The following is a 22,708-nucleotide window of genomic DNA, read 5'->3' as shown; positions in this document are numbered from 1 at the left end:
ACACCTGTTAGCCACCTGGACCGGGACCTGCCCCACCTGCCGACAACCCACCCCATGGCAGACCTACGACACCACCTAACAAAGCCCTACTAGGACCTGTCCGACGGTTCGCGCGCCCAGTCCAACGGCATCGGGCGCGAGGGCCGTGAAACTCCGATGATTCCGGCCCGGCCGCCTCCGCGGCCTGGTTGCGCATCAACGCCGGCGGCGGCGAGACGATCACGGTCGGCCGTCCCGCGCGGAAGCAGAGATGCCGCGACGAAGTGCACGGCGGACGTGCCCCAGCCGTTTCACTGGACGAATCAGGGCCCCGGGCCCCGCGTTTGACGGCGACGCGCGCCTCGATGCCCCGCCACTGGCCCTACCGCGGCCGTGCAGCACCCGAGGTGCCCTCCGGCGAGTCGGGCACGTACAGAATCGGCCGAAGCCCTGAGCGCTGAGTGGTCTGCGTTGGTCATGCCCCCCATGCAACCTGATGGCTACGACAAACCGCGAACGGCACCGCAAGCCTGTGGACAAAGTTATCCACAGGGGTCGCGGAATATGGCCTCCCGCGGGACGGTCGTGCCATGAACCAGCACCACGAATCCACCGGTCCTGTCGACGAGCAGCAGATCACCCTGCGGGGGCCCGCCGAGCTCGCCGACGCCCTTCCGTATCTCATGGGGTTCCATCCGAACGACAGCGTGGTCATGGTCGCCCTGCACGGCGGCCGGGGCCGCTTCGGCGGGCGACTCAGGCTCGGCATCCCGCAGGCGCCCCAAGAATGGGCGTCCGTCGCCGAGCAGCTTGCCGAGTGTCTGATCAAGGGAAGCGATCGACGTGGGGAGCGCCCCGACGCGATCGTCATCTTCCTCTGCCAGGATCCCGCCGAAGGGGAGAACGGCGGCCAGGTCATGGAGCGACTGCGCCCCCTTGCCCAGCGTCTGCGTACGGCCTGTGGCGCCCTCGACGTACCCGTGCTCGAAGCACTCTGCATCTCTGACGGCCGGTACTGGTCGTACTGCTGCCCGGACAAGCGCTGCTGCCCGTCCGAAGGGAACCAGATGGCTCTGCCCGGCACCTCGGTGATGGCAGCCGCCGCCGCGTACGCGGGAATTCAAGTGCGGGGAACGCTGCGGGAGATGGAGGCCAGGCTCGAACCGCTGAACACCGGGGCGGCGGCGGACCAGCTGCGCGCACTTGACTCGGCCGGGGCCGAACTGGTGCCGAAAATCCTCGACGAGGCGGGACGCAAGGACGTGGCCCGGGAGACCTTGGGGCTCGCCCGAAGGCTCATGAAGCGCCTCGGGGAGGTGCCGGTGGCGGGGCCCTCCGCGTCGGACTTCAATGACGACCGGCTGATCGGCCATGACGAGGCCGCTGCACTGATCCTCGGACTGCAGGACCGGGAGACCCGCGACAAGGCCGCGGAATGGATGGAAGGGGCCGAAGCCGATTCCGCGTTGCGGCTCTGGCGCGCGCTGTCCCGCCGTTGTGTCGCGCCGTACGAGGAACACGCCGCGGCGCCGCTGACCCTGGCCGGGTGGGTCTCCTGGTCGACGGGGGACGAACCGGGTGCACGGGTCGCGCTGGGTCTCGCCCTGCGGGTGGACCCCGGGTACACCTTCGCTCAGCTTCTCCACGAGGCGTGCAATCAAGGTCTCGATCCGGAGACGCTGCGTCGTTGTCTCCGCGGTGAGCGCAATGCCCGGACGGGTCGGCGCTCCCACCGCACGGACCGGAACACTCGGCCCCGCACGGTACGCCCGACCGCCACGCGGCGAAGGAAGACCCCTTCCGGCTCCACCCGCCCCGAAACGGCCGCTGCCCGACACCGACCCCGGCAGGTCTCCGGTCGCCGCGGGTCCAGGAGCGGTCGTTGACCCGAGCCGCTCGTCACTCCGTGACACCTCTCGCGACGGTCCGGCAGTGGGTGCCCCGAGCGGCAACGCGCGGGGAGCAGGGTCCATGACGCGCGGTAGGCGGAGGCCATGAGCAGACCGGCGTACGCAGCTTCCCGGCACACCGCCGTCCCGTCGATGCGGCAGGTGGGTCAGTGGGCGGTGCTTGGACACGCGGTGGTGCACGGAGTCGATGATCTCCGGGGCGTCGGTGGTCGGCGCCCCGGAGGTTCCCGGGCGATGAGCAGCCCCTGGAGGACGGCGAGCAGCCGCCATCGGCGCCGCGGTCGAGTTCGGCCCGGTGCCCTGCTGTCAGGGAGGGCACCGGGAACGATGGCCGGGCCGAGTATGGACTCCGGTGTGGACTCCGGCGTCATAACGGACGAGGAACGCGGAGAAGGGCACGTCGGAGTGGCCGAGTCGAAGCCGCCGTGTCCGGGGGCCCTGCTGGATCGCACGGCAAACGCAGTCATGCCCAAGAGCACGGCGAAAGGAGTGTTTATCGTCAGGCAGACGACTATGATCACCGCATGCCGCCCTACGACCCGTCGACCTTCCCGCCCTTCGCTGTCACCGTCGACCTGGTTGTGCTCACGGTGCGCCGTCACGCGCTCTGTGCGCTGGTGGTGCGCCGTGGTGAGCCACCATTCCAGGGGCGATGGGCGCTGCCCGGCGGGTTCGTCAAAGCCGATGAGGATCTCGGAGCCGCAGCGGCGCGTGAACTGGTCGAGGAGACCGGACTGTGCGCCCAGGATCCTGCGGCCCCGGCGGTCGGCAACGGTGCCCATCTCGAACAGCTGGCCACCTACGGCGATCCCGGGCGCGACCCCCGGATGAGGGTCGTCAGCGTTGCTCACCTCGCTCTGGCCCCCGATCTGCCAGCACCGCGGGCGGGCGGCGATGCGAACGGTGCGCGTTGGGCGCCGGTCGAGGATCTGCTCGGGCTGGAGAGCGGGCCCGGCCACGAGGACGAGAGCCAGACCCCGCTGGCCTTCGATCACGCGCAGATCCTTGCCGACGGCGTCGAACGGGCGCGTTCCAAGATCGAGTACTCCTCTCTGGCCACCGCTTTCTGCCCGCCCGCGTTCACGGTCGGTGAGCTTCGGAGGGTGTACGAGGCGGTGTGGGGGGTGGTTCTCGACCCGCGGAATTTCCATCGCAAGGTGACAGGTACGCCAGGCTTCCTGGTGCCCTCCGGTGGTACGACCACCCGACAGGGCGGTCGTCCCGCCCAGCTGTTCCGGGCCGGTGCGGCCACGGTGCTCAACCCGCCGATGCTGAGGCCGGAAGTCTGACCTGGCGGAACGCCCGCAAGATCGATGCTGCGCTAAATATCGGATATGTCGCGTTATCTTGCTGCGGTACCCACCCTGCCGCCGAGCGGTCTCACCTTCCGCGAGAGAAGCGATGCTCCAGGTCATCGGACTCACCAGCGCCCCCCGCCGCGGCTTTCCGGCCGACGTGCGCGACCTCACCTTCGAAGCCCTGCCCGGCCACGTCACTGCCCTTCTCGGCGCCCCCGGTTCCGGCAAGACCGCCGCCCTCCGCCTGATGCTCGAACTCGACCCGGGGCGGGGGGTCACCTACTTCCGGGGCAGACCGCTGCACCGTATTCCGCACCCGGCGCGGGAGGTGGGCGTACTTCTCGGGGACGTACCGGGTCACCCTGCCCGCACCGCCCGCGGTCAGCTCCGCATGCTCTGCGCCGCCGCAGGTGTGCCGGCGTCCCGGGCCGACGAACTGCTTGAGGCCGTCGGCCTCGCCGCACTCCGGGATCAGCGCGTCGGCACGCTCTCGGTCGGCATGGACCGTCTGCTCGCCCTCGCTTCGGCTTTGCTCGGCGATCCGCACACGCTCCTCCTCGACGACCCCGCAGAAGGCCTCTCCTTGCGCGAGGAAAGCTGGCTGCACGGCCTGCTGCGGGCTCACGCCGCCCAGGGCGGGACCGTTCTCTACACCACGGCCGATCCCAAGGAGGCGGCGTGGGCTGCCGACCATGTGGTCACCATCGACGGCGGACGTCTCGTCGCGGACCAGAACGCCGACGACTTCTCCCGGACCCGTCTCCGTCCCCGCGTCGCGGTCCGGACTCCGCACGCGGCCCGCCTCGCCACCGTCGTCGCCCGCGAGGCCCGCGCGGCCAGGCGCTCGGTCGAGGTGGTCGCAGAAGCGAACAGCCGCCTCTCCGTCTACGGCTCCACCTGCGCGGAAATCGGCGACACGGCATTCCGGCACGGGCTCCCGGTGCACCAGCTCGCCGACGAAGTGGCCGACGCCGGGCCCGCTCGGCCCGTGGTTTCCGCAGGCCCCGGCGAAGGGGAAGCCGCACCGCGACCGGCCGCGCAGGCATCCGGCCCGGATCCGCTCCCGCCGATCCGGCGCCACGCGGCCCGCGGTCCGCTCCACCCGCTGCGATACGAGCTGCGCCGCCTCTTCGGCGTCAGAACGACAACCTTGGTCATGGCCGCCGTTCTTGCCGCCTCGGTCGGGCTGTCCGTCCTCCTTGCCCGCTCCGGCCATGCTCAGCTGCCGAAAATGCTGGCGGGCTGGCCGTCCCTGCTGCCGCTGCCACCCGCGGCGGTCGGGGCCGGACTGATCGGCGCCCTCTCATTCGGCGACGAATTCCGCTACCCCGCGCTCGCGGCGGGCCGGGGCACTGTTCCTCGACGCCTGGGGCTGCTTCTCGCCAAGCTGGTCGTGTCAGCAGGCGTCGCGCTGGTGCTCGCCGTGGTGGTCGTGCTGGCCTCGGTCGAGGCTGTTCGCCTGGTGTACGGCGCAGATTTGATCAAGGTGCCGTCGAATTCGGTGTTCCTGGGCGCGAGTTGGGCGGGGCTGACGGTCGGCTGTGCCTGGGCGGGCCTCTTGGCCGCCGGGGTCTTCAGAGTGGCGACGGCCGGCGTCGCCGCGGTACTTGCCGTTCCCGTACTCGTCGTTCCGCTTGTCCAGCAGGTGCTGACGGGGCCGGGCTCCCACTCGGTGGCCGGACTTCCGGGCAGGCTTCGCGAGCTGGTGTGGCCGCGCTGGCCGTACGAGACGGATCGATGGGTGGCCGCTGTCGTGCGCGTGGTGGCACACCCCGTGGGCACCGCGCTGTCCTTGTCGCTGTCGGCGCTGGTCTGCGCGTATCTGTTCACCAGCCTTCGCAGCAGGGTTCGTTGGTGATCGCAGTGAGTCGTCGGACCGCCCCGAGGCCCACAACTTCCTTAGAGATGCCCGATTTCAGTCAATAAGGCGTCAATTGGGGGGTGGGTGCCGATCACCCTTTCGTGTGCTTTTCACCAAAGACCTCAAGGGTCGGCTGAGCCGCGCCGACAAAGGATGCGTGAGTACCCTTGCGCACACCATGATGACCGCCGCCCGCTCCGCCGATTCCGGCCTCGCCGGCCCGGGTGAACTCGACCGCTACCCGTACGCGGAGGCGCCGGCCGGCGAGCGCGCCGCTCTTCGCTCCTGGGAAGGTCCCGATGCCGACCTCGGCCGGGCGGGCCGACGGGGCTCGGCCAGCCGGGGCCGCGGCCTCCACGGCCAACTCGTTCAGCAGCTGGGCCAGATGATCGTCTCCGGCGACCTGGGTGCCGACCGCCCCCTCGTGCCGGAAGAGATCGGTCAGCGTTTCGAGGTCTCCCGCACCGTCGTACGCGAATCGCTGCGCGTTCTTGAGGCCAAGGGTCTGGTCAGTGCCCGGCCCAACGTGGGCACCCGGGTCCGCCCCGTCAGTGACTGGAACCTGCTGGACCCCGACATCATCGAATGGCGTGCCTTCGGACCGCAGCGCGAGGATCAGCGCCGCGAGCTGGGCGAGCTCCGGTGGACGATCGAGCCGCTCGCTGCCCGTCTCGCCGCCGGCCATGGCCGCGAGGACATCCAGCAGCGCCTCGGTGACATGGTCGAGATCATGGGGCACGCGCTCGGTCAGGGTGACGGGATCACCTGTTCCCGGGCCGACGCGGAATTCCACTCCCTGCTGATCCAGGCGGCGGGCAATCGCATGCTGGAGCACCTCTCCGGCATCGTTTCCGCGGCACTGCAGGTCTCGGGTGGCCCTGTCACGGGCTGCGACCGCCCCACCGAGGCGTCCCTCGGCCACCACGCCCGCATCGTCGACGCCCTTGCGTCCGGTGACTCGGCAGGCGCCGAGGCGGCCATGCGCCAACTGCTCGTCGTCCACCCCGAGGTGGAGCGGGTGGTGCCCGCCCCCCGCGAGCACTGAGCACAGCACGGCCAGGGTGTTCGAACCACGTGTCGCCGGGCCCTCACGGTCCGGCGGCACAATTGTGGGGAGATGGCACCCATGGTCACGTTCGTCGCAAATGAGGTGTGACTCGGGCCACGCGGATTGGGCGTAACACTCCTCGAAACAGTGCGATGACTTAAGAGGTGACCGCCGCGGAAGGAATACAGCAGCCATTCAGTGCGCTGTGCAGTTCTGAGGCCAAACCCGCGCCGTCGGTACATTCCCAGCCCGGCGGTCGTCGGTTCCAGCCCACCCCAGGGCCGGACCGGAAGCCGTTTCCATCGTTCCGAGAGGTTGTTCGTGTCGGCCAGCACATCCCGTACGCTCCCGCCGGAGATCGCCGAGTCCGAGTCTGTGATGGCGCTCATCGAGCGGGGAAAGGCTGATGGGCAGATCGCCGGCGATGACGTGCGTCGGGCCTTCGAGGCTGACCAGATTCCGCCAACCCAGTGGAAGAATGTTCTGCGCAGCCTCAACCAGATCCTCGAGGAAGAGGGTGTGACGCTGATGGTCAGTGCCGCGGAGCCGTCCAAACGTGCCCGCAAGAGCGTCGCAGCAAAGAGCCCGGTCAAGCGCACCGCCACCAAGACTGTCGCGGCCAAGACGACCGTAACCAGGACGGTCGCGGCCACTGCCGCCGCGTCGGCAGAGACCGTGGGCGTGGTGGCTGACGACGCTGCCGCGGCCGGCCCTGCGAAGAAGACAGCAGCCAAGAAGACGGCTGCCAAGAAGACCGCCGTGAAGAAGACGACGGCCAAGAAGACAACAGCGAAGAAGTCCGGAAAGCAGGACGACGAGCTCCTCGACGGCGATGAGGCGGCCGAGGAAGTAAAGGTCGGCAAGGGCGAGGAAGAGGAGGGCGAGGGCGAGAACAAGGGCTTCGTCCTCTCCGACGACGACGAGGACGATGCACCTGCGCAGCAGGTCGCCGTCGCCGGCGCCACCGCCGACCCGGTCAAGGACTACCTGAAGCAGATCGGCAAGGTTCCCCTCCTCAACGCCGAGCAGGAGGTCGAGCTCGCCAAGCGCATCGAGGCCGGCCTGTTCGCCGAGGACAAGCTGGCGAACTCCGACAAGCTCGCGCCGAAGCTCAAGCGCGAACTGGAGATCATCGCCGAGGACGGCCGCCGCGCCAAGAATCACCTGCTGGAGGCCAACCTCCGTCTCGTGGTTTCGCTGGCCAAGCGCTACACCGGCCGCGGCATGCTCTTCCTGGACCTGATCCAGGAGGGCAACCTCGGTCTGATCCGCGCGGTCGAGAAGTTCGACTACACCAAGGGCTACAAGTTCTCCACGTACGCCACCTGGTGGATCCGTCAGGCGATCACCCGCGCCATGGCCGACCAGGCTCGCACCATCCGCATCCCGGTGCACATGGTCGAGGTCATCAACAAGCTCGCCCGTGTGCAGCGCCAGATGCTTCAGGACCTGGGCCGCGAGCCCACGCCGGAGGAGCTGGCCAAGGAACTCGACATGACCCCGGAGAAGGTCATCGAGGTCCAGAAGTACGGTCGCGAGCCGATCTCCCTCCACACCCCGCTGGGTGAGGACGGGGACAGCGAGTTCGGTGACCTGATCGAGGACTCCGAAGCGGTCGTCCCGGCCGACGCGGTCAGCTTCACGCTTCTCCAGGAGCAGCTGCACTCGGTGCTCGACACGCTCTCCGAGCGTGAGGCCGGCGTGGTCTCCATGCGCTTCGGTCTCACCGACGGCCAGCCGAAGACGCTGGACGAGATCGGCAAGGTCTACGGTGTGACGCGCGAGCGCATCCGGCAGATCGAGTCGAAGACCATGTCGAAGCTGCGCCACCCGTCGCGTTCGCAGGTGCTGCGCGACTACCTCGACTAGGTCGCAGGAGTACACAGGCCGAGGGCCCGGATCCCGCAGGGGAGCCGGGCCCTCGGCCTATCTGAGAATGCGGTCCCTGGCAGGTCGGATGACTCTGGGTGGGAATGGTTCACCGCAGAGTCAGGAGTGCGCATGTCCCGTACCGTCTTCCGCGCCACGACCGGGGCGCTCGCCCTGGCGGCCGCCGCGGCAGCGATACCGCTCGGATCCTCCGCACCGGCGGTTGCGGACAGCATCGTCATCGGTGGTCAGCCCGCGCATGTCAAGGACAGCCCCTGGGTGGTCGCGCTGTCCAGCCGGGACCGGTTCGGAGAGACGCGCGCCGGCCAGTTCTGCGGCGGCGTCGTGGTCGCGCCGAAGAAGGTGCTGACAGCGGCGCACTGCCTGAGCCGGGAGGCGCTCGGGGGCGATGTCGGGAAGGTGCGCGATCTGCGGATCATCTCGGGCCGGGACGTCCTGCGCGGGACCGGGGGGAAGGAAGTGCCGGTGCAGGCGACATGGAGCAATCCGGGGTTCGACCCTCTCACGAACGCGGGAGACGTGGCGGTGCTCACTCTGGCCGCGGCGCTGCCCGCGAAGAGCGTGATCCCGATGGCCGAATCCGGTGACGCGGCGTACGAGCCGGGTACGGGTGCCGTCGTCTACGGGTGGGGTGACACGACCGGTGACAGCGACTACGCGTCGTCACTCCGCTCCGCCCGGGTGAGCGTCCTGCCGGACAGCTTGTGCGAGCAGGCGTACCCGGGCGGCAAGGACGGCACGTACGACGCCTCGGCGATGCTCTGTGCGGGCGAACTGCTGGGTGGGTACGACGCATGCCAGGGTGACAGCGGAGGGCCGCTGGTGGCCCGTGGGCGGCTCATTGGGCTGGTGTCCTGGGGGAACGGCTGCGGGAGGGCAGGGAGCCCCGGTGTGTACACGCGTGTTTCCGCTGCCATGGGCTGGATGCCTGGCGGTGGCACCGCGTAGCCGCGCGCACGAGAACGGGCGGCTTCCTCCTGGGAAGCCGCCCGTCGGCCGGTCCGGAACCTGGCCCTGGCTCGTCGTGGATGCGAGGTGTCAGTGTTGTTCCTCTTCGGCGGCTTGGGCCTGCACGGCCGTCAGCCGGTCCGTCTCATCCTGTATTTCCGCGGCGATCTTCTTGAGTTCCGGCTCGAACTTGCGACCGTGGTGGGCGCAGAAGAGCAGTTCACCGCCGCTGATCAGGACGACGCGCAGATATGCCTGGGCGCCGCAACGGTCGCAGCGGTCTGCTGCGGTCAGCGGGCTCGCGGGGGTCAGAACAGTAGTCACGTCGCCTCTTCTCTAGCTCGACGAGCTGTCGTACCAGGGTCAACATCCAACCAGGCCCAAAACGTTCCCGCTCGTGGCTTTTCTTCGAAACTTCTTCTCGAGATGGCTGTCTGTTGCCGGTTGGCGGCGAATGTGCCGTATTGCGTAGCGCTACGGTTTCGCGTTGCTTGTCTTGGTGGATCCTCCCGGCTGGCTTGCCGGTTTGTTCATGAGGACGTGCCCGGAGCCTAAATGGTTCATGCCTGGAAGGGAACGTGATGTGCGCGTCACTCCCGCGAGAGATCGAACATGCATGCGAGGCTGGACTAGTGTGAGGGTTCTCGGAGGGTGGCGTTACAACCGCTCTACCAGGCCTCGGTACCCTCTCAGCGGTGACCGAAGCCGAGCCCTTACCCACTTGGGCCTCAAATGAAATTCAGCGAGGAGCGAACCGCGTGACCGCCGATACGTCCGTGCCGTCCACTGCGCTGCTGACCGGAGCAGACCGAGACGGTTCCAACTACACCGCGCGGCACCTGCTCGTACTCGAGGGGCTCGAAGCGGTTCGCAAGCGCCCCGGGATGTACATCGGGTCCACCGACAGCCGCGGCCTCATGCACTGCCTCTGGGAGATCATCGACAACTCCGTCGACGAGGCCCTGGGCGGCTACTGCGATCACATCGAGGTCATCCTCCACGAGGACAATTCCGTGGAGGTCCGGGACAACGGGCGCGGCATCCCGGTCGACGTCGAGCCCAAGACGGGCCTGTCCGGCGTCGAGGTCGTGATGACCAAGCTGCACGCCGGCGGAAAGTTCGGTGGCGGCTCGTACGCCGCGTCCGGCGGTCTGCACGGCGTGGGCGCCTCCGTGGTGAACGCGCTCTCCGCCCGGCTCGATGTCGAGGTCGACCGCAACAGCGCGACCCATGCGATCAGCTTCCGCCGCGGAGTCCCGGGGATCTTCACCGAGCAGGGGCCGGACAGCCCCTTCGACCCGGCCAACGGCCTGCTCAAGGGCAAGCGGGTACCGAAGGCGCGCACCGGGACCAGGGTGCGTTACTGGGCGGACCGGCAGATCTTCCTCAAGGACGCCAAGCTCAATCTGGAGACGCTCCACCAGCGGGCGCGGCAGACGGCCTTCCTCGTCCCCGGCCTCACGATCGTCGTCCGCGACGAACGCGGTCTCGACGGCGAGGGCAAGGCCGAGGAGACCTTCTGCTTCGACGGCGGAATCAGCGAATTCTGCGAGTACCTCGCCCAGGACAAGGCGGTCTGCGACGTCCTGCGTCTGACCGGCCAGGGCACATTCAAGGAGACCGTGCCGGTCCTGGACGAGCGTGGTCACATGACGGCGACCGAGGTCACCCGTGAACTCGGCGTCGACATCGCCATGCGCTGGGGCACCGGATACGACACCAACCTCAAGTCCTTCGTCAACATCATCGCCACCCCCAAGGGCGGCACACATGTGACCGGATTCGAACGCTCCGTGACCAAGACGATGAATGAGGCGCTGCGTTCAGCCAAGCTCCTCCGCGTCGCCGAGGACGACATCGTCAAGGACGACGCGCTGGAGGGGCTCACCGCGGTCGTCACCGTACGGCTGGCGGAGCCGCAGTTCGAGGGGCAGACCAAGGAGGTGCTCGGCACCTCGGCGGCCAACCGGATCGTTGCCAATGTCGTGGCCAAGGAGCTCAAGGCGTTCCTGACCTCGACGAAGCGCGATTCCAAGGCTCAGGCCAGGGCGGTCCTGGACAAGGCCGTGGCAGCCGCGCGCACCCGCATCGCGGCCCGCCAGCACAAGGACGCACAGCGCCGCAAGACGGCGCTGGAGACCTCTTCGCTGCCGGCGAAGCTCGCCGACTGCCGCAGCGACGACGTGGAGCGCAGCGAGCTCTTCATCGTCGAGGGGGACTCCGCGCTCGGCACGGCCAAACTCGCGCGGAACAGTGAGTTCCAGGCACTGCTGCCGATCCGGGGCAAGATTCTCAACGTCCAGAAGTCGTCCGTCTCGGACATGCTGAAGAACGCCGAGTGCGGCGCGATCATCCAGGTCATAGGAGCCGGGTCGGGGCGGACCTTCGACATCGACGCCGCCCGCTACGGGAAGATCGTCCTGCTGGTGGACGCAGATGTCGACGGCGCGCACATCCGCTGTCTGCTGCTGACCCTGTTCCAGCGCTACATGCGGCCCATGGTCGAGGCGGGCCGGGTCTTCGCGGCCGTACCTCCGCTGCACCGGATCGAGCTGGTCCAGCCCAAGAAGGGTCAGGACAAGTACGTCTACACGTACTCCGACAACGAGCTGCGTCAGCGGCTGCTGGAGCTGCAGCGGAAGAACGTCCGGTACAAGGACTCGATCCAGCGCTACAAGGGTCTGGGCGAGATGGACGCCGACCAGCTGGCGGAGACCACGATGGACCCCCGGTACCGCACCCTGCGGCGGATCAACATCGGGGATCTGGAATCGTCCGAGCGGGTCTTCGATCTGCTGATGGGCAATGAGGTGGCACCGCGCAAGGAGTTCATCGCCAGCTCGGCCGCGACGCTGGACCGCTCGCGCATCGACGCCTGAGCGAAGCCGTCTCCACCCGTGGGTGGAGACGGCTTCTCCACCCGCGATCAACCCCTGAGCCGATCCCCTGACCAGGTCGTTTCCGTAGCGTCGAAGGTGTCAACGAACCTTCCCGCATCTCGGAGGCAGCCATGTCCGGGCTCGTCAATGTCCTGGTGATCGTCGCTGTCGTCGCCGTCGTCGTGGTCCGCCAGTGCTCGGCACGGCGAATCTCCGACGGCAGGCGGTGGTGGATCCTGCCGGGCATTCTCCTCGTCGTGTCGCTGCGCGACCACGGGCTGGTGGATGCGCATCACGAAGCGCTGTCCGTGGCCGTCCTGGGCGCGGAGCTGGCGGTGGGGCTGGCGACCGGCGCCGGCTGGGGCTGGACTTCGCGGTTGTGGCGCGAGGCGGACGGTTCGCTGTGGAGCAAGGGGACCAAGGCCACCGTCCTCGTCTGGACCGGGGGCCTGGCGCTGCGTGCGGCCCTCTACGGGGCCGCCGCGCTGATGGGAATACACCAGGGCAGTGCCGCACTGATGTCGGCCCTCGCGGTGACGCTGGCGGTGCGCAGTGGTGTGGTGATGTGGCGGGCCGGGCAGATGAGTCCGGCGTACGGTGGCTCTGTCGACGGGAAGTCGTCGCAGTCGGCGTGGAAGGACCGCGTGTGACTCGTACGACCTGGACGAGCTGGCCCTCCCGGGAAGCCCTCTCTTCGGGGAATCGCACCCGCCCGCGGGCGATGATCGCCTGGTCCGTCCGGGTGGGGCTGCTCACCGCCATGCTCTGGGGCACCTTCACCAGCGGACGGTTCGGGCGCTGGGAGGTGGCGTTCGGCCTGGTGGGCGTTGCGGCCTGTGCGATTGCCGCTCGGGCGTTCTTCCGGACCAGCCTGGAGCACCGGCTGCGGCCGTCGCTGGTACTTCTCGCACTGCTGATGACGGCAGCACTCGGGGCACAACAGGCCGGTGCCGGAGTGCCGGCGGTGATCCTGTGGTGCGGGTGCGCCGTCGCTGCCCTGGAGCGGTTGCCCCTTGTGGCGGGTCTCCCCGCCACGGCCGTCGCACTCGGTGCCTACGCAGCCGTCAACACCGACAGCTGGCTGGCTACAGCCATGACCACAGGAGGCCTCTGTCTGGCCGGCTACGTTCTGCGGCTGGACGCGGAGGCCCGGGGCAATGCCCAGAGACTCCTCGTGCAGGAGCGGGCGGCCCGTGCGGCGGAGGCCGAGACGGCTGCCCTGGACGAGCGGGCCAGGATCGCCCGCGAAATCCACGACGTCCTCGCCCACAGCCTCTCGGCGCAGCTGGTGCATCTGGAGGCGGCGCGGCTCCTGATCGAGCGGGAGCCCCCGGGGGAGTTCAGGGACCGGGTGCTGGAGCGGGTGGTGGCGGCGCGTTCCATGGCACGCGAGGGTCTCGCGGAGACCCGTCAGGCGCTCTCGGCGCTGCGTGGGGAGGTTTCCCCGGTGGAGGACTTCCTGCGGCAGCTGGTGGCCGCCGAGCCGGCCGAGGTCAGTGTGGAGGGGGAGCAGCGGACACTGACCGCGGAGGCGTCGCAGACGGTCCGCAGAGTGGCACAGGAAGCTCTGACCAACGTGCGCAAGCACGCGCCCGGGGCCCGGGTCCTTGTCCGGCTGGAGTATCTGCCGGACGAAGTCGCCCTGGAGATCAAGGATTCGGGTCGACGCGGGCCCGAGGACGAGCTCGCTGTCAGCGGCTCCGGATACGGTCTGCTGGGGATGAGGGAGCGGGCCGAGCTGATGGGCGGGACGCTGAAGGCCGGTCCCGGCGAGGAGGGTTTCGTGGTGAGTCTGCGGGTGCCCGCGTGAACGCGCGGGTCGTGGTCGCCGACGACCAGTCGGTGGTCCGCGAAGGAATCGTGATGCTGTTGGGGCTGCTGCCCGGAATCGAGGTGGTCGGATCGGCGAAGGACGGGGAGGAGGCCGTCGCGCTCGTGGCCGAACTGGCCCCCGACGTGGTGCTGATGGATCTGCGGATGCCCCGCTGCGACGGGGCGGAGGCGACCCGGCGGATCCGCAAGGACTATCCCGGGACCCAGGTGGTGGTGCTCACGACCTTCGCGGACGACGACTCGCTCTTCCCCGCGCTGCAGGCGGGGGCCAGGGGCTATCTCACCAAGGACGCCGGGGGAGAGGAGATCGTGCGGGCCATCCAGGCCGTGCTGTCGGGCGAGGTCGGACTCTCGCCTTCCGTGCAGCGCCGTCTGCTGGAGCACGTCACCACACAGCCGCCGCCGGGCCCGGCGGCGGAGCCGCAACTGCCCGACAGCCTGACACCACGTGAGCTGGAAGTACTGGTCCTGATCGCGGAGGGACTGTCCAACCTGGAGATCGCCCGCAAGTTGCACATCTCGCAGGCCACCGTGAAAAGCCACATCAACAACCTCTTCGCCAAGGCCGGCGTACGCGACCGGGCACAGGCCGTTCGGTACGCGTACGTTCGGGGCCTCGCACAGCCGCCCGGGTCGACCTTCACCTGAAGAGGTGAAGACCGGCGAATGAAGTGCCCGGGATCTTCCCGATCTGCCCATTCTTGGGTACGCGGCCGAAGTGGTCCGTGGACAAGGGGAGTTGTTCGGTGGAGAAGGAAGCAGGGCCTGAGGCCGCAGTGTTGCGGCTCGACGACCCGTGGTACGACGCGCTGGCCTCCGGATGGGGCGAGCTGGACAGTGCGGGGAGCTTCGCTCCCGCCGGGCGACCAGGGCCCGGAGATCAGCAGGGCAGCCCCAGCGCGGCCGAAATCTATCTGGAGGTGCAGCGCAGCGGGGCCTTCCAGGAAGTGCGCCGTCGGTACCGGCGGTTCGTCGTCCCGGCCACCCTTGCCTTCCTCGTCTGGTATCTCGCGTACGTCGTCGTCGCGATCACCGCACCCGGGCTGATGGCCCGTCCGGTGGCCGGAGCGGTCAATGTCGCGATGGTCGCGGGACTCGGGCAGTTCCTCACGACGTTCCTTCTCACCGGGGCATACGCGCGGCACGCGCGGCTCCGCAGGGACCGGGCCGCGCTCGAACTGCGGTGGGAGACGCAGGAGATGACGCGGGGGATCGGGCGTTGAACGGGAACCACCAGACGCTGGCGCTCCTGCTGTTCAGCGCCTTCATCGCAGTGACGCTCGCGATCACCACCTGGGTGAGCCGCAACCGGCACGGCTCGGCCGAGGAGTTCTATGCGGGCGGCCGGCTCTTCTCTCCCATGGAGAACGGTTTCGCCATCGCCGGCGACTACATGTCGGCCGCGTCCTTCCTCGGCATCTCGGGGCTGATCGCCCTCTTCGGCTACGACGGCATGCTCTACTCGGTCGGATTCCTCGTCGCGTGGCTCGTCGTCCTGCTGCTGGTTGCCGAACTGGTCCGCAACTGCGGCCGGTTCACCCTCGCCGACGTGGTGGCGGCGCGCATGGCGGAGCGCCCGGTCCGGATCGCCGCGGGCACCTCGTCCGTCACCGTCTCCGTGCTCTATCTGGTGGCGCAGATGGTCGGTGCGGGCAGCCTGGTCGCGCTGCTCCTCGGTGGTACGAGCGGTGCCGCCCGTTCCTGGACCGTCATCGGTGTCGGGGCGCTCATGGTGATCTATGTGTCGTTCGGCGGGATGCGTGCGACGACCTGGATCCAGATCGTCAAGGCCGTTCTGCTGATGGCGGGAACGGTCGTGCTCACCGTGCTCGTCCTGGTCCACTTCCACGGCAACTTCAACGCCCTGCTCACCTCCGCGGCAGAACGGAGCGGGCACGGAAGCCGTTTCCTCTCGCCCGGACTCCGGTACGGCGGAACCTGGACGGCGCGCATCGACTTCATCAGCCTGGGCCTCGCCCTGGTACTCGGCACGGCGGGGCTGCCGCACATCCTGTCGCGGTTCTACACCGTGCCGACGGCCCGTGCGGCCCGCCGTTCGGTCGTCTGGTCCATCGGGCTCATCGGCGGCTTCTACCTGATGACGATCGCGCTCGGATTCGGGGCAGCGGCCCTCGTCGGGTCGGCGGAGGTGCGGGCGTCGAATCCGGCGGGGAACACCGCGGTTCCGCTGCTGGCCCTGGTGCTCGGCGGCGGCGAAGGATCCACCGGGGGGACGATTCTGTTCGCCGTGGTCGCAGCCGTCGCCTTCGCGACCATCCTCGCCGTCGTCGCGGGGATCACCCTTGCTTCGTCCGCCTCTGTGGCCCATGACCTCTACGCCTCGCTCAGGCGTCCGGGCTCCAAGCAGTACAGCGAGGTCGCTGTGGCCCGCGTCGCCGCAGCCGGGATCGGGGTGGCCGCCATCGGACTGGGCCTGGTCGCCCAGGATCTGAATGTGGCGTTCCTCGTGGGGCTCGCCTTCGCAGTCGCCGCTTCGGCCAACCTTCCGGTGCTGCTGTACTCCCTGTTCTGGCGAAACTTCACCACCCGCGGAGCGGTCTGGTCCGTCTACGGCGGTCTGGTTCCCGCCGTATTGCTCGTGCTGCTCTCGCCGGTCGTCTCCGGCAGCCCGACCTCGTTCTTCCCCGGCGTCGACTTCCAGTTCTTCCCTCTGGAGAACCCCGGTCTGGTCTCCATTCCGCTGGGCTTCCTGGCCGGCTGGATCGGCACGATCACCTCCGCCGAGCCGCCCGACGCCGCCAAGCAGGCGGAGACCGAAGTCCGTGCGCTGACCGGGGCAGGGGCGGTGTGACCGGGGCCCGTACGCACGGGCCGGGTCCCCGTAAGGACCGGATCCGAGCGGTGTGAGGACCGGGTCTCAGGCCTGTCCGCCGGTGGACCAGGTGTAGCGGTGTTCCGGGCGGCCCGTCTCGCCGTACCGCAGCGTCAGCCGCACCCGGCCCGTCCTCTCCAGCAGCTTCAGATAACGCTGGGCGGTCTGCCGGCTCATCCCGGCGCTCTCCGCGATCTCCTGCGCGGAGAGCGGCCCCTCGGCGCTGCGAAGCGCCTGGCGGACCAGTTCCGCCGTGGTCGGCGAGTGGCCCTTGGGCAGGTCGGGTTCACCCGCCGCCCACAGGGCGCCGAAGAGCCGGTCCACCTCGCCCTGCTCGGCCTCTCCGCCGCGTTCGAGGGTGTGGCGCAGCGCCGCGTACGCCTCCAGCTTGGTGCGCAGCCCGGCGTAGGTGAAGGGTTTCACCAGGTACTGCAGCGCGCCGTGGCGCATGGCCTCCTGGACGGTGGCGACGCCGCGCGCCGCCGTCACCATGATCACGTCGGTGTGGTGGCCGAGCCTGCGCAGTTCCCGCACCATCGTCAGTCCGTTGCTGCCGGGCATGTAGTGGTCCAGCAGGACCAGGTCCACGCGCTGTTCCCCGATCGTGGCGAGGGCGTCGGCGGCGGAGTGCGCCTGAGCGGTCACCCGGAATCCGGGCACCCTGGAGACATAGGCCGCGTTGACCTTCGCGACCCGGACGTCGTCGTCCACGACCAGGACCTCGATCACTGCGCTTCTCCTGCGATGCCGGTATTCGGTTCGGTCCGTTCTGGTTCGCTCCTGCCGGTTCCGGCCGTCTCCGGTCCGGCCGTTTCCGGGTTTGTTATCCCCGGATCGGCGAGGGCCTCCGGCAGTACGACGGTGAACTCGGCACCGCCGCCCGCGGGCCCGTCCACCGTCACGTCGCCCCCCTGCCGTTCCGCCAGCCGCCGTACCAGTGCGAGCCCCAGGCCACGTCTTCCGTGTGCCGGGAGTTCCTTCGTCGACCAGCCTTCCGTGAAGATCGACGCGCGTTGCGTAGGCGGAACCCCGGGGCCGCTGTCGCGGACGCGCAGCACCACCGTACGTCCCTCGGCGCGCAGGCCCACCTCGATCAGGGCGTTGTCCGTTCCGGCTGCCGCGTCCAGCGCGTTGTCCACGAGATTGCCGACGACGGTCACCAGCCCACGAGGATCCACGAGCCGGTCCGGCAGCAGGCTCCCCGGGGCCACGCGCAGAGCGACACCGCGCTCCGCCGCGACCGTGGCCTTGCCGACCAGAAGCGCGGCCAGCAGCGGGTCGCGCACCTTCTCGGTGACCTGTTCGGCCGTTGCCCGGTGCACGCCGACGACCTCGGTGAGGTACTCCATGGCGTCCTCGTGCATGTCCAGCTCCAGCAGCCCCAGGAGTGTGTGCAGCCGGTTGGCGTGCTCGTGGTCCTGGGCCCGCAGTGCGTCGATCAGGCCGCGGGTGGAGTCGAGTTCGCGGCCGAGGTGTTCGAGTTCGGTGCGGTCGCGGAGGGTGGCGACGGCGCCGCCGTCGTCGGTCGGCATCCGGTTGGCGAGCAGCACCCGGGCGCCCTGCACCGTCAGCAGATCGTCGCCGACCACCCGGCCGGCCAGCACATCCGCGGTCCGGCCCTCGCCGAGCACGGTGTCGAGGGGGCGGCCCGCGGCGTCGGGGCCGAGCCCGAGCAGCCTCTGGGCCTCGTCGTTCAGGAGCCGGACACGGCCGTTCCGGTCGAGCGCGACGACCCCTTCCCGGATGCTGTGCAGCATCGCCTCGCGCTCCGTGAGGAGCGCGGAGATGTCGGAGAACGCGAGGTCATGGGTCTGCCGCTGGAGACGTCGGGAGATCAGCCAGGCGGCCAGGGCCCCGACGGAGAGCGCTCCGCCCGCGTAGGCGAGCAGTCCGGGAATCGCCGCGAGCAGCCTGGCCCGGACGCTGTCGTACGCGATACCGACCGAGACCGCCCCGACGATCCGGTTCGCCTCGTCGCGCAGCGGTACCTTCCCGCGGGCCGAGCGGCCGAGCGTGCCGCTGTCGATCTCCATGACGTCGCGGCCCGCGAGCGCGTCGCTCGGGTCGGTGGAGACGACCCTGCCTATCCGGGCGGTGTCGGTGTGCGACCAGCGCACCCCGCGCCGGTCCATGACGACGACGTACTCGGCGCCGGTGGCGCGTCTGATCCGTTCGGTCGCGGACTGCACGGGGCCGGCGGGTCCCGGGGCCGTGGCGAGCAGCGCCTCGGCGATCTGCGGCTGGGCCGCCGTGCTCTGCGCGATGGCGAGTGCGCGGCGCATCGCCTGATCGTCGAGCTGCGCGCTGAGGGGCGCCAGGAAGAGGCCGGTGGCGAGTACGGTGACGCCGGTGGCGATGGCCAGCTGCATCAGCAGGACCTGGGAGAAGACCCGCTGCGGCCAGCCGAGCCGGCGGGCCCTTCCGACGGCGGGCGGTGGGGCGCTCATCGTATGAACGGTAGAGGGCATTCCGGTCCTTTCCGAAATTCCCTCTGCCATTCCTCCGCGCCTTCCGGTGGCTCCGCGTCCTCAGGTTTACGCAACCCGCTTGCGTTATTTGCACTATTCTTGCGGGTATGACGCGACGACTTGCGCAAGTGGCGCAGAAAGTGGGAGTCAGCGAGGCCACGGTCAGCCGGGTGCTCAACGGAAAGCCCGGCGTCTCCGACGCCACCCGGAAGGCCGTCCTCTCGGCGCTCGACGTCCTCGGATACGAGCGCCCCACCCAGCTGCGCGGTGAGCGGGCCCGGTTGGTCGGCCTGGTCCTGCCCGAGCTGCAGAACCCGGTCTTCCCCGCCTTCGCCGAGGTCGTCGGCGGTGCGCTGGCCCATCAGGGCCTGACCCCCGTGCTGTGCACCCAGACCAAGGGCGGCGTCTCCGAGGCCGACTACGTCGGACTGCTCCTTCAGCAGCAGGTGTCGGGCGTGGTCTTCGCCGGTGGGCTCTACCAGCAGGACGACGCCCCGCACGATCACTACGGACTGCTCGCGGACCGCAGGATCCCGGTCGTTCTCATCAACGCGGCCACAGCTGACCTCGGGTTCCCCGCGGTCTCCTGCGACGATTCCGTCGCCATCGAACACGCCTGGCGCCATCTCGTCTCGCTCGGCCACGAGCGCATCGGCCTGGTGCTCGGCCCCTCCGGCCACGTCCCCTCGCAGCGCAAACTGGCCACCGCCCGCGCGATCGCCGAGGCGGCGGGCGCCACCGTGCCGGACGAGTGGGTGGCCAGGACCATGTTCTCGCTGGAGGGCGGGCAGGCCGCCGCCACGCGCCTGCTCGACCGGGGAGTCACGAGCATCATCTGCGCAGGCGACCCGCTCGCGCTCGGAGCGGTGCGTGCCGCGCGCCGCCGCGGCCTCTCGGTCCCCGCCGACGTCTCGGTCGTCGGCTACGACGACTCGGCCTTCATGACCTGCACCGATCCTCCGCTGACCACCGTCCGGCAGCCGATCGAAGCCATGGGGCGCGCCGCCGTCGAACTGCTCTGCGCGCAGATCGGGGGCCGTGCGGTGCCCTCCGACGAACTGCTCTTCGAGCCGGAACTGGTCGTGCGGGGCTCCACCGCGCGGCCGCCGCGCACAGCCTCCCGCTGACTGTCGCAATTTTGCGCTGTGCGGACTGCCTATTGCGGCGGTTCGCCCGTGGCGGTCGGTAGCGGCTGAGGGGGGCGGGGGCCTCCGTACTGGCCGGTGGGGCGCATGCGCAGCGGTCGTTCCCCGTACTCCTCCAAGGCGTGGGCGATCCAGCCGGCCGTGCGCGACACCGCGAACACCGTCTCGCCTGCCTCCGCGGCCATGCCGGAGGAGACCGAGAGCGCGGCGAGCGCCAGATCGACATTGGCGTGCAGGGGGGTGTGGCGGGCGGTCGTGGTGACCACGTCGCGCGCCGCCGCAAGCGCCGGAGCCGCCTGCGGGACGTCCGCGAGGAGGGCGAACAGGGTCCGCGCCCGCGGGTCCTGTTCGCCGTAGAGGCGATGGCCGAGCCCTGGCACCCGGCGTCCGGTACGGAGATGGTCCGCGACCACCGGGACCGCGCTGCCCCGCTCCAGGACCTCGGCCAGCATCCGGTGTGCCAGGCCGCTCGCCGCCCCGTGCAAGGGGCCCTCAAGGACTCCGAGGCCGGCGGAGACCACCGCGTACGGATGGGCGTGGGCGGATGCGGCGACCCTGGCGGCCAGCGTCGACGCCGCGAGATCGTGGTCGATCAGCAGGGCGAGGGCGGTGTCCAGCGTGGCGATCGAAGGCTCGTCGGCCGGTCGGGCGGTGAGTTTCGGCCACAGGCGCCGGGCCAGCCCGGCCCCGCTCCCGGCCGCCTCCGCTTCGGCCCCGTCCCCCGCCGGCGATGCGCCCGCTGCCGGCGGCAGCGCTTCGACCAGGGTGGGGATCAGGCTCCGCGCACTGGCGAGCACCGCCTCCCGCGAGAGGTCGAAGCGGAGCGGATCGGCGGTCGCCGCGGCGATCACGGCCACCCGCAGCCGGTCCGTCGAACCGCTGTGCGCGGGCAGCGCGTCGACCGCCCGGCGTGCCGCGGCCAGCGCCTCGTCAGGAGCGGTGAAGCGGATGCCGGGCCGCAGATCGCCGGTCCAGAGCCATTCGGCGACCTCCTCGTAGGCGTACCGCCCGGCCAACTCGGTCGCGTCGACGCCACGGAAGTAGTAGCGGTCGCTCTCGATCAGCGTGATGCCGGTGCGGAAGACCAGGTCGCCGGTGGCGGGGGAGGGGTCCCGGCGGCCCGTGCGCCGGGCCAGCGCATCGACCTCCGCCGCGTCGAACGTGCTGCCGCGCCCGCCGGGAGCGCGCCTGCTGCTCAGCTGCCCCCGGCTGACGTACGCGTACACCGTCTCCGGCTTCACGCCGAGACGCGTGGCCGTCTCCCGGGTGCTGAGCCGGTGCGAGTCGGTCGCGCCGCGGTCGTCACCGGATGCTGCTTGATCCTTCATGCCGCCCACCGTATCCATATTGATTCAATCAACATTGACAGAATGAAGTCAACCTTAGAAGGTCGAATCAATATGGATGAGACCCGTCGAGAGGGTCACCGACGAAAGAGATGCCGACCATGACCAGCGGAATCCGAACCCCGCTCGACGTACCCCGAGGACTCGCGGGTGTCGTCGTCACCGACACGGCCCTCGGCGATGTCCGCGGACGCGAGGGCTTCTACCACTACCGGCAGTACTCGGCGATCGACCTCGCGCAGACCCGCAGCTTCGAAGACGTCTGGTACCTGATGTTCGAGGGTGTGCTGCCGGATACCGCGGCCCGTGCCGAATTCGCCGCCCGTACCGCCGCGCTGCGCCATCTGCCCGCCGAGGTCCGTGCGGCCCTGCCCGCCATAGCCCGCGCCGGAGCGGCCTCAGGACCCCTGGCCGGTCTGCGCACCGCCCTCTCGCTCCTCGGAGCCTCGGCCGGATTCCGGCCGGTGTACGACATCGACGCCGATCGGCGCCGGAGCGACGCCCTGGCCGCCTGTGCCGCCGTACCCACCGTGCTCACCGCCCTGCACCGGCTCGGCCAGGGCCTCGAACCGGTCGAGCCGCGCGACGATCTGCCCCACGCGGCCAACTACCTGTACATGCTCACCGGGTCCGTACCGGATGCCGCACGGGTCAGGGCCGTGGAGCAGTATCTGATCTCCACCATCGACCACGGCTTCAACGCCTCGACCTTCACCGGCCGGGTCGTCGCCTCCACCGGAGCCGATGTGGCGGCCTGTCTGGTGGCGGCCGTCGGCGCGCTCTCCGGGCCGCTGCACGGCGGAGCGCCCAGCCGCGCCCTCGACACCCTGGATGCCATCGGCATCCCCGACCGCATCGACGGCTGGATCCGCGAGCAGGTGCGCGTGGGCGGGCGGATCATGGGCTTCGGCCACCCCGTCTACCGCACCGAGGACCCCCGCTCACGCATGCTGCGGGGCATCGCCCAGGGCTTCGGCGGCCCGCTCGTCGACTTCGCCGTCCAGGTCGAGCGGCAGGTCGAGGCGATCCTCGCAGAGCTCAAGCCCGGCCGTGAGCTGCACACCAACGTCGAGTTCTACGCCGGAGTCGTCATGGAGCTGTGCGGGCTGCCGCGCGAGATGTTCACGCCGACATTCTGCGCGGCGCGGGTGGTCGGCTGGAGCGCCAATATCCTGGAGCAGGCGGCGGACTCGAAGATCATCCGCCCGGCGGCCCGCTATGTCGGTACGCCCCCGCCGCAGCCGGTCCCGGCGCCCTGACATATCCGAGG

Annotated in this window: 18 protein-coding genes; 14 read left to right on the top strand and 4 right to left on the bottom strand. The window is 69.7% G+C overall.

The annotated features are described in order from the left end of the window. The first annotated feature begins 569 nt into the window (after positions 1 to 569). The 6 genes from ACFVT1_RS36175 (at position 570) to ACFVT1_RS36150 (ending at position 8,934) form a co-directional block, all read left to right on the top strand. Positions 570 to 1,865, top strand: a complete 1,296-nt coding sequence (locus ACFVT1_RS36175) for a DUF4192 domain-containing protein (RefSeq protein ID WP_389803688.1) — start codon at positions 570 to 572, stop codon at positions 1,863 to 1,865. 548 nt (positions 1,866 to 2,413) lie between these two features. Continuing rightward, positions 2,414 to 3,178 (top strand): NUDIX domain-containing protein, encoded by a 765-nt coding sequence (locus ACFVT1_RS36170; protein ID WP_389803685.1) that lies wholly within the window; start codon positions 2,414 to 2,416, stop codon positions 3,176 to 3,178. Positions 3,179 to 3,290: 112 nt separating this feature from the next. Continuing rightward, positions 3,291 to 5,045 (top strand): ATP-binding cassette domain-containing protein, encoded by a 1,755-nt coding sequence (locus ACFVT1_RS36165; RefSeq protein WP_389803681.1) that lies wholly within the window; start codon positions 3,291 to 3,293, stop codon positions 5,043 to 5,045. A gap of 160 nt (positions 5,046 to 5,205) precedes the next feature. Continuing rightward, positions 5,206 to 6,093, top strand: a complete 888-nt coding sequence (locus tag ACFVT1_RS36160; protein WP_362203542.1) for a FadR/GntR family transcriptional regulator — start codon at positions 5,206 to 5,208, stop codon at positions 6,091 to 6,093. Positions 6,094 to 6,417: 324 nt separating this feature from the next. After that, positions 6,418 to 7,965, top strand: a complete 1,548-nt coding sequence (locus ACFVT1_RS36155) for an RNA polymerase sigma factor (protein ID WP_362203545.1) — start codon at positions 6,418 to 6,420, stop codon at positions 7,963 to 7,965. 132 nt (positions 7,966 to 8,097) lie between these two features. Next, positions 8,098 to 8,934, top strand: coding sequence for a S1 family peptidase (locus tag ACFVT1_RS36150; RefSeq protein WP_389803678.1), 837 nt, complete (start codon positions 8,098 to 8,100; stop codon positions 8,932 to 8,934). Positions 8,935 to 9,024: 90 nt separating this feature from the next. Here ACFVT1_RS36150 and ACFVT1_RS36145 read toward each other — a convergent pair whose 3' ends face one another. Further along, positions 9,025 to 9,258 carry a hypothetical protein gene (locus ACFVT1_RS36145; protein ID WP_024489001.1) on the bottom strand — a complete coding sequence of 78 codons (234 nt, stop codon included), beginning with the start codon at positions 9,256 to 9,258 and terminating at the stop codon, positions 9,025 to 9,027. A 434-nt stretch (positions 9,259 to 9,692) separates the two neighbouring features. On the opposite strand from ACFVT1_RS36145, the gene ACFVT1_RS36140 reads away from it, so the two are divergent. From ACFVT1_RS36140 to ACFVT1_RS36115, 6 genes are all read left to right on the top strand, one after another. Continuing rightward, positions 9,693 to 11,813: a type IIA DNA topoisomerase subunit B gene (locus tag ACFVT1_RS36140; RefSeq protein WP_389803675.1), complete on the top strand. Its 2,121-nt coding sequence runs from the start codon at positions 9,693 to 9,695 to the stop codon at positions 11,811 to 11,813. Positions 11,814 to 11,944: 131 nt separating this feature from the next. Beyond that, complete coding sequence (locus tag ACFVT1_RS36135; protein WP_389803673.1) at positions 11,945 to 12,463, top strand: DUF1453 domain-containing protein; 519 nt, start codon at positions 11,945 to 11,947, stop codon at positions 12,461 to 12,463. Continuing rightward, complete coding sequence (locus ACFVT1_RS36130; RefSeq protein ID WP_389803670.1) at positions 12,460 to 13,623, top strand: sensor histidine kinase; 1,164 nt, start codon at positions 12,460 to 12,462, stop codon at positions 13,621 to 13,623. Before ACFVT1_RS36135 ends, ACFVT1_RS36130 begins: the two co-directional genes overlap by 4 nt. Next, positions 13,620 to 14,294 (top strand): response regulator, encoded by a 675-nt coding sequence (locus ACFVT1_RS36125; RefSeq protein WP_389803668.1) that lies wholly within the window; start codon positions 13,620 to 13,622, stop codon positions 14,292 to 14,294. The genes ACFVT1_RS36130 and ACFVT1_RS36125 overlap by 4 nt, the downstream gene beginning before the upstream one ends. A 131-nt stretch (positions 14,295 to 14,425) precedes the next feature. Then, positions 14,426 to 14,869 (top strand): DUF485 domain-containing protein, encoded by a 444-nt coding sequence (locus ACFVT1_RS36120; protein ID WP_389803695.1) that lies wholly within the window; start codon positions 14,426 to 14,428, stop codon positions 14,867 to 14,869. After that, on the top strand, positions 14,866 to 16,458 hold the full coding sequence (locus tag ACFVT1_RS36115) for a cation acetate symporter (protein WP_389803666.1): 1,593 nt from the start codon (positions 14,866 to 14,868) through the stop codon (positions 16,456 to 16,458). The genes ACFVT1_RS36120 and ACFVT1_RS36115 overlap by 4 nt, the downstream gene beginning before the upstream one ends. 66 nt (positions 16,459 to 16,524) lie before the next feature. Here the strand turns inward: ACFVT1_RS36115 and ACFVT1_RS36110 are convergent, their stop codons facing one another. Then, positions 16,525 to 17,208 carry a response regulator gene (locus ACFVT1_RS36110; protein ID WP_389803664.1) on the bottom strand — a complete coding sequence of 228 codons (684 nt, stop codon included), beginning with the start codon at positions 17,206 to 17,208 and terminating at the stop codon, positions 16,525 to 16,527. Beyond that, a complete protein-coding gene (locus ACFVT1_RS36105) occupies positions 17,205 to 18,926 on the bottom strand; it encodes an ATP-binding protein (RefSeq protein WP_389803661.1) in 1,722 nt (573 codons plus the stop codon). The genes ACFVT1_RS36110 and ACFVT1_RS36105 overlap by 4 nt, the downstream gene beginning before the upstream one ends. 128 nt (positions 18,927 to 19,054) lie before the next feature. Here ACFVT1_RS36105 and ACFVT1_RS36100 point away from each other — a divergent pair, with 128 nt between their 5' ends. Continuing rightward, positions 19,055 to 20,074, top strand: a complete 1,020-nt coding sequence (locus tag ACFVT1_RS36100) for a LacI family DNA-binding transcriptional regulator (RefSeq protein WP_389803659.1) — start codon at positions 19,055 to 19,057, stop codon at positions 20,072 to 20,074. Between the two features lie 29 nt (positions 20,075 to 20,103). On the opposite strand, the gene ACFVT1_RS36095 is transcribed toward ACFVT1_RS36100, so the two are convergent. Then, positions 20,104 to 21,420 carry a citrate/2-methylcitrate synthase gene (locus tag ACFVT1_RS36095; RefSeq protein WP_389803656.1) on the bottom strand — a complete coding sequence of 439 codons (1,317 nt, stop codon included), beginning with the start codon at positions 21,418 to 21,420 and terminating at the stop codon, positions 20,104 to 20,106. Between the two features lie 110 nt (positions 21,421 to 21,530). Here ACFVT1_RS36095 and ACFVT1_RS36090 point away from each other — a divergent pair, with 110 nt between their 5' ends. Further along, positions 21,531 to 22,697 (top strand): citrate synthase, encoded by a 1,167-nt coding sequence (locus ACFVT1_RS36090; protein ID WP_389803653.1) that lies wholly within the window; start codon positions 21,531 to 21,533, stop codon positions 22,695 to 22,697. Positions 22,698 to 22,708 lie beyond the last annotated feature (11 nt).

It is taken from the genome of Streptomyces sp. NPDC057963 (genome assembly GCF_042887155.1).
GTDB lineage: Bacteria > Actinomycetota > Actinomycetes > Streptomycetales > Streptomycetaceae > Streptomyces.
This window is presented reverse-complemented; position numbering and strand designations above follow the sequence as displayed.